This window comes from Vibrio sp. ECSMB14106, assembly GCF_000972265.1.
GTDB classification, from domain to species: domain Bacteria; phylum Pseudomonadota; class Gammaproteobacteria; order Enterobacterales; family Vibrionaceae; genus Vibrio; species Vibrio kanaloae.
Genome location: NZ_LAUM01000012.1, coordinates 46259 through 58705, shown reverse-complemented (window position 1 = coordinate 58705; position 12447 = coordinate 46259). Strand labels below are relative to the sequence as shown.

At 45.3% G+C, this 12447-nt stretch carries 9 protein-coding genes and 1 pseudogene; 6 read left to right on the top strand and 4 right to left on the bottom strand.

Translation table 11 applies throughout. The annotated features are described in order from the left end of the window. Window positions 1–44: 44 nt before the first annotated feature. The 3 genes and pseudogenes from WR49_RS10270 to WR49_RS10260 form a co-directional block, all read right to left on the bottom strand. Window positions 45–1118 carry a 3-deoxy-7-phosphoheptulonate synthase gene (locus tag WR49_RS10270; protein WP_017056143.1) on the bottom strand — a complete coding sequence of 358 codons (1074 nt, stop codon included), beginning with the start codon at window positions 1116–1118 and terminating at the stop codon, window positions 45–47. A gap of 246 nt (window positions 1119–1364) precedes the next feature. Continuing rightward, window positions 1365–2354, bottom strand: coding sequence for a beta-N-acetylhexosaminidase (gene nagZ / locus WR49_RS10265; protein ID WP_046223921.1), 990 nt, complete (start codon window positions 2352–2354; stop codon window positions 1365–1367). Between the two features lie 11 nt (window positions 2355–2365). Further along, window positions 2366–3213: pseudogene (locus WR49_RS10260) on the bottom strand (MurR/RpiR family transcriptional regulator). A 248-nt stretch (window positions 3214–3461) separates the two neighbouring features. Between WR49_RS10260 and WR49_RS10255 the strand changes: the two are divergent. From WR49_RS10255 to murQ, 4 genes are read left to right on the top strand one after another with little or no spacing between them, the layout of a single operon-like run. Further along, the gene (locus tag WR49_RS10255) at window positions 3462–5054 is read left to right on the top strand and encodes a sodium:solute symporter (protein ID WP_046223920.1); all 1593 of its coding nucleotides are present in this window, start codon (window positions 3462–3464) and stop codon (window positions 5052–5054) included. Between the two features lie 3 nt (window positions 5055–5057). Next, window positions 5058–5942, top strand: coding sequence for a BadF/BadG/BcrA/BcrD ATPase family protein (locus WR49_RS10250; RefSeq protein WP_046223919.1), 885 nt, complete (start codon window positions 5058–5060; stop codon window positions 5940–5942). Continuing rightward, window positions 5939–7051, top strand: coding sequence for an anhydro-N-acetylmuramic acid kinase (locus WR49_RS10245; RefSeq protein WP_017056138.1), 1113 nt, complete (start codon window positions 5939–5941; stop codon window positions 7049–7051). The genes WR49_RS10250 and WR49_RS10245 overlap by 4 nt, the downstream gene beginning before the upstream one ends. Window positions 7052–7096: 45 nt before the next feature. Next, window positions 7097–8017 (top strand): N-acetylmuramic acid 6-phosphate etherase, encoded by a 921-nt coding sequence (murQ, locus tag WR49_RS10240; RefSeq protein WP_032547889.1) that lies wholly within the window; start codon window positions 7097–7099, stop codon window positions 8015–8017. 267 nt (window positions 8018–8284) lie between these two features. On the opposite strand, the gene WR49_RS10235 is transcribed toward murQ, so the two are convergent. After that, window positions 8285–8635, bottom strand: a complete 351-nt coding sequence (locus WR49_RS10235) for a DUF2799 domain-containing protein (RefSeq protein WP_046223918.1) — start codon at window positions 8633–8635, stop codon at window positions 8285–8287. Window positions 8636–8967: 332 nt separating this feature from the next. On the opposite strand from WR49_RS10235, the gene WR49_RS10230 reads away from it, so the two are divergent. Next, window positions 8968–10461, top strand: coding sequence for a carbon starvation CstA family protein (locus WR49_RS10230; protein WP_046223917.1), 1494 nt, complete (start codon window positions 8968–8970; stop codon window positions 10459–10461). A 255-nt stretch (window positions 10462–10716) separates the two neighbouring features. Further along, window positions 10717–12387 carry a sensor histidine kinase gene (locus tag WR49_RS10225; protein WP_046223916.1) on the top strand — a complete coding sequence of 557 codons (1671 nt, stop codon included), beginning with the start codon at window positions 10717–10719 and terminating at the stop codon, window positions 12385–12387. Window positions 12388–12447: the final 60 nt, after the last annotated feature.

The window sequence follows — 12447 nt, the reverse complement described above, 5'->3', positions numbered from 1 at the left end:
TTAAAATGCCCCATTAGATGAGGCACTTAAATTTAAAACTCTGACTAACCTTTCAAGCGGTTCTCTAAGAACGGGACTAATTCCGTATGTGCATGTTTCAATAGTGCCTCAGTTGAATCCCAATTGATACACGCGTCGGTTATAGATACACCGTATTTCATTTCATTGAGAGGTATATCCGAAGATTGATTTCCTTCGTTAATATGGCTTTCAATCATCAGGCCGATAATCGACTTGTTGCCTTCACGAATTTGGTGAATCACATCCTCTGCAACTAAAGGTTGGCGACGGAAATCTTTACGAGAGTTCGCGTGGCTACAGTCGACCATTAGCGCTGCCTCTAAACCAGATTTACCCAGCTCTTGCTCACATTCGTGTACCGATACTGAATCGTAGTTCGTCTGCTTACCGCCACGTAAAATCACGTGACCATTTGGGTTACCTTGCGTTGTTAGTAGTGCAACTTGACCTTCGCGGCTGATACCCATGAAACGGTGGCTAGAAGAAGCCGCCTGCATTGCATTGATTGCAGTGCCTAGGTTGCCATCGGTACCGTTTTTAAAACCGATTGGCATTGAAAGACCACTTGCCATCTCACGGTGAGTTTGAGATTCAGTAGTACGTGCGCCAATCGCCGCCCAGCTGAAGGTATCTGCTAGGTATTGCGGGCTAATTGGATCTAATGCTTCAGTCGCTAGTGGGATTTCCATCTCAGCGAGTTCAACAAGTAGCTCACGGCCAACATGCAGGCCATGCTCAATATCGAAAGTGCCGTCTAGATGCGGGTCATTGATCAAACCTTTCCAACCGACAGTGGTACGAGGTTTCTCAAAGTAAACACGCATAACAATATACAGTTGATCGCTAAGTTGCTCAGATAAGGATTTTAGGCGTTTCGCGTACTCTTTCGCCGCTTCAATGTCATGGATAGAACATGGGCCACATACAACAAGCATGCGATGATCTTTCTTATGAATGATGTTTGCGATAGTTTGACGAGACTCTTGAATGAAACGACGAGCATTATCACTCAAAGGCAGTTTTGCTTTTAACTCTTCAGGAGTAATCAGTACCTGTTCGTCGATGATATTGACATTGCTTAATTCACTTTTCTGCATAACTCAACCTGTATATTTATTTTTACACCCAACATTTCCATTTGGGCTAACAATCTTTAAAAACACAATAACAGCTAAAAAAACGATTTCAAGTGTACATTAAAAAAAACATTTGATGTAAATATTAATTTACACATTTACTTTAACTTGTTCAGAGAAATAAAAAGGCCTAAACCACGCCCCGCACATACAAAAAAGGCGATATTTCTCATATCGCCCTATCTAAATTTATTATGTGTTTATTTATCACTCACTGCCGAGCATTCGCTTGATCGTCTCTGAGGTCTCTTTCCACCTAGCATCCGAGTGAAGCATCGACAAATCAAAGCTGTGTTTTTTAAGCAATGAATTGGCTAAAGGCACCTCTTGAATCGCTAAGTGATCCAGAGCTGCAATTTGTGCCTCTCGTTTATTACACATCAACACCATGTCACAACCTGCATTCAAGGCAGCTTTCGCTCTATCGGCTGGTCCGCCCATTATGGCAGCGCCTTCCATCGTTAAATCGTCAGAGAACACCAAGCCTTTGAACCCAAGCTGCTGCTTCAATACTTTCTGCAACCAATACTCAGAGCCACTCGCTGGCTGATCATCATAGTGCGAAAAAACCACGTGCGCAGGCATCATCGCATCTAATATTCCAGCTTCAATTTGAGCCTTGAAGATGGCCATGTCGGTTTCAAAGATATCGTCTCTAGGATCGTAAGGCGTTTCAAGGTGCGAATCAGCAATCACACCACCGTGTCCAGGGAAGTGCTTGCCTGTTGTCGCCATGCCAACCGACTTCATGCCCTTGATGAAAGCGCTGCTATGACGAACAATAGTATCGATATCTTCACCAAATGCTCGGCTACCAATCGCCTTACAGTCGTGACCTTTATCTAAGACTGGCGCAAAGCTCAGATCGATATCATGGGCAATCAATTCCGCAGCCATCAACCAACCGGCTTGTTCTGCCAACTGCTCACCATTATTCTTGGCCGCAAATTCTTGCGCGGCAGGGATAATTGAAAAGCCGTCGCGGAAGCGTTGTACTCGTCCTCCCTCTTGGTCAACACCAATCAAAATAGGACGCTTGGCAACTTTACGGATCTCTTTGTTTAACGCCGATAACTGTTTGCTATCGTGATAATTTCGAGTAAATAAGATGAGACCACCAACGGTTGGATGCTCTAAAATTTCTCTGTCTTCAGCGGTCAGTTCGTAGCCTGCAACATCAACCCACAACGGTCCCATAAAATTTCCTTCTATTGCTTAAATTCCGCTACTGCAGATTTACTTTGTTCAATTAATTGGTCGGCTTGCTCTTCTTGCTGAGTTAACGCTATGAACAACAAGTCAGTAATAAAAAGCTGGCTATCACGAGCAGTAATCGATGAACTGCGAATATGATTTTCGTCAGCTGCCGAGATAAGTTTGATGTCCGCATATTTGTCTAAAGCAGAAGGAGATAATTGACTAATCACAATCACCTTGGCCTTTTCGACCTCGCCAGCTGCGCAACCTTCACCACTTCTCTGGTTTCTCCCGAGTAGGAAATCGCAACCAAGACATCATTTTCAGAGAGAGAAGCAGCATTAGCAATCTGAATATGGGCATCTTGCTCTGCATTTGCAGCATGGCCTATTTTCATCAGTTTGTAAGCGAAGTCTTTGGCGACTAGAGACGATGCGCCCACTCCTGAGATTTGTACCTTATTAGCAAGGTGCAGTAAATCAGCGGCATTGCTCAGCTGTTCGCCTTCATTTAATAACACGGTACGCTCAAGCGATTGTGTTTTACTTGCAAGAAGTTTGTCCATCACGGTATCAGGCGGATCTTTTCTGGTGATGGTGCCATGTATCCCGCGCTGGGATACAGGTTGATAAGTCATATCACTCTGATAGAGCTTCATCTTCATCTCAGAAAAACCTTTGTAACCGAGTTTCTGACTAAACTTTACGATCGTCGACTGGCTCACGCCTACCGCTTTAGCCAACTCAGGAGACGAGAGCTGCTTAACTTGTTGTGGATGATCCAATACGTAACGAGCCACCAGCGAATCTGATGGCGAGAGTTTTGGTAATAACGCTTTAACTTTCGCAATGCCTTTCATTAAACGCTCTTCCCCTTCCCTCTGACCGCATCTCGTTATCATAACGAGTTTTGTATTTTGATTGGAATAATTATTCCTTCACATTCTGCCGTTTGGAATAGCTAACACAACCTTCTGGGATCACTGTCAAAGAAAACCATTGGTCACTATTCCACCAAGGAATAGATTTTGAAACTCATTATTCAAACTGACATTCTGAAAAAAATAACAATAAACACCCTCTACCCTATTCATGCTACGGAGCTGCTATGAATTCACTATTTACCTCACTGGACTGGGCGGTATTCGCGATATATTTCGCCATTATCGCTTTTACAGGTTGGCACTTTAGCCGAACAAAAATCACAAGTACCAAAGACTATTTCTTAGGTGGTAACTCAATGCCGATGTGGGTTGTTGCTATCTCGGTACTGGCAACCTCGCAATCTGCAGCGACGTTCTTAGGAGGGCCAGAGTCTAGCTACCGTGGTGATCTTACCTACCTAGCGACCAACATTGGTGGAATTATTGGGGCTGTCTTTGTCGCATTAGTCCTAATACCTCGCTTCTACAAAAACAAAGTATCTACCGTTTACGAACTGCTGAAAGTTCGCTTTGGTGAGAAGACCAAACAGCGTGCAGGTGTCATGTATTTAGTCGGGCGTGTGTTTGCTTCTGGTGCGCGCCTATACATGGCAGCTATCGCAGTATCCATGATTCTATTTACCAACATAGACCCAAGCAGCGTAGTCACTTCTGTTGTGATTCTTGTTGCCGTTGGCCTCGCTTATACCTATATGGGCGGCATTCGTTCCGTGATCTGGAGTGACTTAATCCAACTCGTTGTTTATGTCGGTGCAGCTATTGCGGTAATTATCTACCTACTGGGTCAGATCCCTGCCGACTTTAGCCAAATTGCTCAGGTACTTACTAACCCGGGTGAAGGACAATCTTCGAAGCTGACTCTACTCGATTTCACGCTCGACTTTAGCCCTGCTGGCACCTTCAGTTTTTGGGCATGTATCACTGGTTTTGTCTTGTTAAACATCGGTGCATTTGGTCTTGATCAAGACATGACTCAACGCGTTTTGACTTGTAAGGATGCCAAGCAAGGTTCAAAGGCGATGATCAACTCAATCATCTTCTCGATTCCTGTCGTGTTGGTATTTATGTCGATTGGCTTACTCTTGTATGTCTTCTACCAAAGACCTGAACTGATGGGTGTTGAAGGCAAAGACGTCGTGCAAAATTTTAATGGCGAAAACGTCACGATCTTCATGTACTACGTATTAAATGAAATGCCTGCAGGTCTTCGTGGCTTAGTAACGGTTGGTGTGGTTGCCGCGGCACTATCAACACTAAACTCTGGCTTAAACTCGATGTCTTCGGTTGCGGTACAAGATATTTACAAACCTTGGTTAGAAGCTCGTAAAGGAGAACAAGATGACTTCCATTACGTGAAAGCTGGCCGATTTGGAATGGCTGCAGCGGCCGTAGCCTTAGGTAGCATGGGTATCCTTTGTTACTACTGGCAACAGTACACAGACATGCCACTGTTATCGTTCGCTTTAAGTGTGATGGTGTTTGCTTACACCGGATTACTGGGCGTCTACTTCACGGCGATTTTCACTGAACGCGGCAACGAAACTTCAGTCGCTTTAGCTCTAATGGCAGGCTTCTTAACGACATTACTGATGCAAGCTTATGTGTGGGACAGTGTGATGGGCGCGGTTAACGCGGATTGGGTGGGTGTTCGATTAGCCTTTCCGTATCAACTCTGCGTGGGCACGTTTGTATCATTAATCGTGTGCCTTCTAGGTAAGAAGCAGACTCAAGAAGTTAATAAACTACAAACGGTTTAGCCAATGATTACCCATACTTTGGCAGTCGATGGCGGTGGAACCAAAACCGCCATGAGACTGAAGCAAATATCAACTACACCAAGTGTCATTCAAGAACGTACTTTAGCGGCAACGTCATTGACCTTGTATGGTGAGGCGGCAATCATTCAACTGACTCATTATATTGAGGAAATGTTGAGTGTGAATCAGATTAAAGCCAAACAGTGCTATATTGTGGTTGGCGTTGCTGGTGCTGGAAATAGTCATTTAAAAGCCAAGCTAAAATCGGCGTTAGCCCACTGCCCACACCTATATGTGACAACCGATGCTGAAGCGTCAGTGTTTGGTGCTAACGCAGGGCAAGGCGTTAACTGCATTGCGATTGGGACCGGTTCAGTTGCCATTCAGTTAGACAACCAACATGTGACTCATCAGTTTGGCGGGTGGGGTTTCCCGATTGGCGATCAAGGGGGTGGCGCTTGGCTTGGATTTCGAGCGGTGCAGCAAACTCTAGCCGAATTTGATGACAAACGTTCCTCTTTAACAAGCCTGCTTGTCATGAATAAAATAGGCAGCGAACGTAGTGACATTCTAAAGTGGCTCAACACGGCCAATGCGACCGATTATGCGCAATTTGCACGAGAGCTCGTTGATATAGAACAGCGCTGCTCAACGGCAAGTACCATATTAAAACAAGGTATTGAAGAAATAGAGAAGCTCACACGAACATGCTCAGAAAACAACAGCTTACCAATTATGTTTTTAGGAAGCTTAGGACAATTCTATCGTTCTAAGCTCTCTCAAGGGCTTCAAGCTCGCGCTTTAGACATTCAAGGTAACGCTCAGGATGGTGCCGAAGTTATCGCTCACCAGAAGATCCACATGCTCAACTTAGGAAATGAACAATGAAGTCAGAGTTATATATTGGCGTGATGTCAGGCACGAGTATGGACGGCGTTGATACGGCTTTAGTGTCAATAGAAGGCACTCGTATCACATTGCTTGATCATGATGAATTCCCTATGCCTGAAGATATCAAAGCCCGTCTGCTTGAAGTCTGTCTTGGCCAGAGAACGGATTTGATTGCCATTGGTGAACTTGACCACCAGCTTGGCCATCTATTTGCTAACGCGGTTCTGCAACTTCTCGAAAAATCAGGAACTCCAGCATCTTCAGTGACGGCCATTGGTAATCATGGTCAAACGGTATTCCACCAGCCAAGCGGCGAATCGCCATTTACCATGCAGTTGGGTGATGCCAATATCATTGCTGCTAAAACAGAGATACAAACGGTCGCCGATTTCAGACGCAAAGACATGGCACTCGGTGGGCAAGGTGCGCCATTAGTCCCCGCCTTCCACCATACTATTTTTCACCCGCAAGAAAGCTCAGTTGTGGTGTTGAATATTGGTGGTATCTCGAATATTTCGGTGCTGCGACCAAATCAGCCAACACTCGGTTATGATACAGGCCCTGGCAATATGTTGATGGACGCTTGGGTAGATAAGCACACAGGAGAGAAGTTTGACCGCGATGCGCAGTTTGCGCTTAAAGGCCAACTCAATCAAGCCTTGCTCGAACAGCTGTTAAATGAGTCTTATCTATCTCAGATACCACCGAAAAGCACTGGCAGAGAGCTGTTCAACCTGCCTTGGCTAGAGCAACAATTAATAGAATTTAAAGACCTTGCAGCAGAAGATGTTCAGCACACGCTTTGTGAGTACACCGCATTGACGATAGCCAATGAAGTGGAGACTTATCGCTTGGGTGAGCAGCCTGCACTCTATGTGTGTGGCGGTGGTACACGAAATCCATTGTTAATGAAAAGGTTGGCTGAACTGCTTCCTAGCTGGGAAGTAGCGTCGACCACCAGTAAAGGTGTTGATGCCGATTATATGGAAGCCATGGCCTTTGCGTGGCTTGCTCAGCGTCATGTTCATCAACTGCCAAGCAACTTACCAGAAGTGACTGGCGCAAGCAGGGCGGCCTCTCTAGGCGTTCTTTATCGTGCTGGCTAAACAACTTTAGAACCATCATTTTGGAATCACCATTTAAGGATCATTATGAGTAACAACGCTCTCATATCAGCGCTCTCGCACCTCGTTTCGGAGGGGAGAAACCCTGATACTATGGATATTGATCTGCTCACCTCTCTCGAAGTGGTTGAAAAGATTAACCAACAAGACAAACAAGTCCCACTGGCGATTGAAGCAGAACTGCCACAGATCGCGAAAGCGGTCGATAAAATTGCTCATGCCTTTCAAAACGGTGGTCGACTGATTTATATGGGCGCAGGCACCAGTGGTCGATTAGGTGTGTTAGACGCCTCAGAATGCCCACCGACTTTCGGTGTTTCAGACAAAATGGTTATCGGCCTAATCGCTGGCGGCCCAGAAGCCATTTTAAAAGCCAAAGAAGGCGCGGAAGACTCGCTGACTCTTGGTATTGAAGATCTGAAAGCGATTCAATTTTCAGAAAACGATGTTGTGGTCGGTATCGCAGCCAGTGGCCGTACACCTTACGTGATTGGTGCCCTTAATTATGCCAATCAAATCGGTGCGGTGACGGTTGCATTGTCTTGTAACCCTAGCTCTCCAATTGCCGAGATCGCACAGATCGCAATTAGCCCAGTCGTTGGCCCAGAAGCATTGACTGGTTCAACACGACTCAAATCAGGTACAGCACAAAAGCTGGTACTTAATATGCTGACGACTGCGAGCATGATTCGTATCGGTAAGATCTACCAAAATCTGATGGTCGACGTAAAAGCGACCAATGAAAAGTTGGTTGCCCGCGCAGCTCGTATCGTTATCCAAGCGACGGAGTGTGACAAAGCACTGGCAGTGTCGACACTTAAAACGACTGATTACGATGTGAAGTTATCTATTTTGATGATTCTAACAGGGCTAGATTTAGAGTTAGCCAAAGCACAACTTGATAAGCAAAATGGCTTCTTGAGAAAAGCCGTCGAGAATAATCAGTAATCTGCTGATACCAATCACAGTAAGTAAGTGATCATAAATAGCGCAGGAAAAATGCTTGAGAACAAGGCAGAAATTTTCGATAAGTAGTTATTCTACAATCAAAATTTCTAACGATGTTATCGAGTGTTTTAACCAGCTAGGATGAACAGTTATTTACTACGATTGGTATTATACTGTTGTGAGCGTCACGCTCGCGACATACAAAAAGACCAGTACACACGCGGTACTGGTCTTTTTTAGTTTTAATTTTTTATCGCTAGCTTGGGCTTAATAGTCATTTGAGAACTCATCCCAGCCACGTTGCCATTCCATGCGGAAACGTTGAGCGTCTTCCGTACCAGAACACACGCCTTCATACACCTGACCAGATAAACCAATCTGATAAGCATGGTTCGGATTACAATATTCAGTCACACCTAGGTGATAACCTTCGGTGTAACTCGCTTGATCGACTGCGCCAAGCTCACTCATCTCCGAATACGAACGCTGAGTGTGGCCTTTAATACCGTCACGGTAACCAATCTCTTGCCAGTTACCTTCTGCCGCTAAATCTTGAATATTGGCGCTGCATCCTGCAAGGCTAAATGCCACGGCGAATAATGCGATTATTTTTTTCATTTCAGTCCTTTATATTTACCTAGCCACTTCCTGACCAAGCGTTGCCTTTGTGGTGATTCTCCGCTGAACACTGGCTGATGTCCACTTATGTCTGTTATCTGCCACTGATATCTATTGGCTACCGCTTAAAGCTGATAAGCCGCCACTTGCCAGAAGCAAGACACTTCTCAACACGAATAACCAACCGCTCTACAAACGTAGCAAACCACTCAATCATTCATAGCACCGTTAAATTGACTATTCGACCACTCACTCCCGTAGCGGAAGTTTCTTTTCATCGACTCCTTTAATATACACCCTGACTTAATTAATACATTCAGGGATAACAAATTATGATGTGGTTTCTTACCTGTGTTGCAGCACTCATTGGTGGCTACTTTATTTACGGTACCTTTATCGAGAAGATTTTCGGTATCAATGAAAAGCGCCAAACACCCGCTCATACCAAGCAAGATGGCGTGGACTACGTTCCAATGTCAACACCAAAGGTTTACCTAGTTCAGCTGCTTAACATTGCAGGTGTAGGTCCAATCTTCGGCCCTATCATGGGTGCCCTTTACGGCCCAGCAGCAATGCTTTGGATCGTGCTAGGTTGTATCTTCGCAGGTGCAGTACACGACTACTTCTCAGGTATGTTATCTATCCGTAATGGCGGCGCTTCAGTTCCAACCATCACTGGACGTTACCTAGGCAATGGCGCAAAACACTTTATGAACATCTTTGCCATTGTTCTACTGCTTCTTGTTGGTGTGGTATTCGTATCTGCTCCTGCAGGCATGATCACTAACCTAGTGAACGACCAAACTGATTTCGCGATGTCTGCAACAACGATGGTTGTTATCATCTTTGCTTACTACATCATCGCAACGATTGTCCCTGTCGATAAAATCATTGGTCGCTTCTATCCACTGTTCGGTGCGCTGCTTATCTTTATGTCTGTTGGCTTAATCACGGCGATTGGTCTATCTGACGAACACCAAATCATGGGTGGCTTTGAGATGAGCGACATGTTCACCAACATGAACCCGAATGACCTACCACTTTGGCCTGCTCTATTCATCACCATCGCATGTGGCGCTATCTCTGGCTTCCACGCAACTCAGTCTCCTTTGATGGCGCGTTGTATGGAAAATGAGAAGAACGGTCGCTTTGTATTCTACGGCGCAATGATTGGTGAAGGCATTATCGCTCTAATCTGGTGTGCCCTTGCTCTGTCTTTCTTTGGTTCAGTTGAGTCTTTGTCTGACGCGATTGCAAACGGCGGCCCTGGTAACGTGGTATACAGCGCTTCATTTGGTCTACTGGGTGTATTTGGCGGTATCCTTGCTTTCCTTGGCGTGGTTATCCTACCAATCACTTCTGGTGACACAGCGTTCCGCTCAAGCCGTCTTATCCTTGCTGAATACTTCAACATGGAACAGAAAACACTGCGCAACCGCCTACTGATGGCACTACCGCTATTCGTTCTTGGTGGCATCCTGACTCAAGTAGATTTCGGTATTATCTGGCGCTACTTCGGTTTTGCTAACCAATCAACGGCGGTAATGATGCTGTGGACGGCTTCTGCTTACCTACTTCGTCACAACAAACTGCACTGGGTAACAACAGTTCCAGCTATCTTCATGACGTCTGTGTGTATCACATTCATCTTAAACAATAGCCAACTGGGGTTTGGGCTACCTATGCAAATATCAACAATCGTAGGCGTGGTGTCATCTCTACTGATTACGGCTTACGTTATCAAGATTTCAAAAGGCAAAGGCGATATCGACCTAGCTGATGAAGAACAAGAGAAAGAAGCAAAAGGCGTAACCAAAACTGCCTAGTTATTTCAGACTCTTGATAAAAGAGACACGTCTTCATAGAGAGACAAAAGAACAGCCAAACACACTTCACTTGCTCCGGTAATCACCCAGTGATTCGTGGAAATTAAGACTAAAGCCCGTCCTCTGTGATGGGCTTTACTGTATCTCAGCATTGAGAAGCAATCGTCACTGGATATAACCAACGAAAACACAAGCAAAGCTACCGTTACCACGCAATGAGCTTTACACTTAACAAGCGTCTCAATAGGTGAAAATATGGAACTCATTCTCTCTCTGCTGCAACAAACCTGTGTCTACTTAGTGATTGCTTACATGTTAAGTAAAACGCCATTGATTCTCCCTTTGTTGAGCATCTCTTCACGCTTAAGTCATAAAGTCAGCTGTTATGTTCTGTTTTCTCTGTTCTGTATTATGGGCACCTATTTTGGACTGCAGATTAATGACGCGATAGCCAACACTCGTGCGATGGGCGCAGTAATGGGCGGTCTGTTTGGTGGCCCTGTCGTTGGCTTTGCGGTCGGCTTTACTGGCGGTATTCATCGTTACTCATTAGGTGGTTTTACGGACTTAGCTTGTGCCATTTCCACCACAGCAGAAGGTTTGATTGGTGGCCTATTGCACGTTTACTTAGTCAGAAAGAACAAAGCCAGCCAGCTGTTTAATCCGCTGGTAGTGTTCTCTGTCACCCTGTTTGCAGAGATCATTCAAATGCTAATTCTACTGGCGGTCGCCAAACCGTTTGAGCAATCCTACGCTCTGGTTTCTGATATTGCTGCGCCAATGATCATTGCAAACTCAGTGGGTGCGGCGCTGTTCATGAGCATCATCCAAGACAGGAAAACCATCTTCGAAAAGTACTCGGCTACTTTCTCGCGCCGCGCATTAACCATCGCCGAGCGTTCTGTGGGTATTCTGCATGGTGGCTTCAATTCCGATAACGCACAAAAAATCGTGCGTATCGTTTACGAAGAAACCAACGTCGGTGCGGTGGCGATTACCGACCGAGAAAAAATCCTCGCGTTCGTCGGCATTGGCGATGAACACCATATTCCGAACACCCCTATTTCATCGCAGAGCACCCTCACCTCGATGGAACAAAACGACATCATCTACCTTGATGGTAAAGAGAACCCATACCAATGTTCTCTATCTCAAGATTGCAAGTTAGGTTCTGCGCTTATTATCCCACTGCGTGCCGGTAACGAAGTCGTCGGTACCATCAAACTGTATGAGCCTAAGCTGAAGCTATTCTCGACCATTAACATGTCGATGGCAGAAGGTATCGCTCAACTGCTTTCAAGCCAGATCCTATTCAGCAACTATCAGCAGCAGCAGACCCTGCTCACCCAAGCTGAAATCAAACTGTTGCACGCTCAGGTTAACCCGCACTTCTTGTTTAATGCGCTGAATACCATCAGTGCCGTTACACGTCGTGACCCAGATAAAGCACGAGAGCTTATTCAGCACCTATCTCACTTCTTTAGAAGCAACCTTAAGCAGAACATCAACACTGTGAAACTCAAAGACGAACTGGCACACGTCAATGCTTACCTGACCATAGAGAAGGCACGCTTTACCGACCGCTTAGAAGTGGAATTGGATATCGACCCTCTACTGTATAACTCTCAACTGCCGAGCTTTACCCTGCAGCCACTGGTTGAAAATGCCATAAAGCATGGTATTTCAAACATGCTAGAAGGCGGCAAAGTGAAGATTTATAGTGAGGCTTTCAAGGGTGGATTCAAGCTGACCGTGGAAGACAATGCAGGCAACTATCAGAAGCCGCCTCAAGACCATGTGGGTTTAGGAATGGAAATTGTTGATAAACGACTCGCGAATTTCTTTGGACAAGACTCAGCACTAAAAATAGAATCTCAACCACAGCAATTTACTCGAATGAGCTTTATCATACCTATACTAAAATAACGGTGCTTTCGTAGATGATAGCCTCTTGGTAACCGTATTATTTAGAAGCCAAACGTGAAT

Coding starts and splice junctions, on each gene's coding strand:
- WR49_RS10270 (WP_017056143.1), bottom strand. CDS start 1,118: ATGCAGAAAAGTGAATTAAGCAATGTCAATATCATCGACGAACAGGTA.
- nagZ (WP_046223921.1), bottom strand. CDS start 2,354: ATGGGACCGTTGTGGGTTGATGTTGCAGGCTACGAACTGACCGCTGAA.
- WR49_RS10255 (WP_046223920.1), top strand. CDS start 3,462: ATGAATTCACTATTTACCTCACTGGACTGGGCGGTATTCGCGATATAT.
- WR49_RS10250 (WP_046223919.1), top strand. CDS start 5,058: ATGATTACCCATACTTTGGCAGTCGATGGCGGTGGAACCAAAACCGCC.
- WR49_RS10245 (WP_017056138.1), top strand. CDS start 5,939: ATGAAGTCAGAGTTATATATTGGCGTGATGTCAGGCACGAGTATGGAC.
- murQ (WP_032547889.1), top strand. CDS start 7,097: ATGAGTAACAACGCTCTCATATCAGCGCTCTCGCACCTCGTTTCGGAG.
- WR49_RS10235 (WP_046223918.1), bottom strand. CDS start 8,635: ATGAAAAAAATAATCGCATTATTCGCCGTGGCATTTAGCCTTGCAGGA.
- WR49_RS10230 (WP_046223917.1), top strand. CDS start 8,968: ATGATGTGGTTTCTTACCTGTGTTGCAGCACTCATTGGTGGCTACTTT.
- WR49_RS10225 (WP_046223916.1), top strand. CDS start 10,717: ATGGAACTCATTCTCTCTCTGCTGCAACAAACCTGTGTCTACTTAGTG.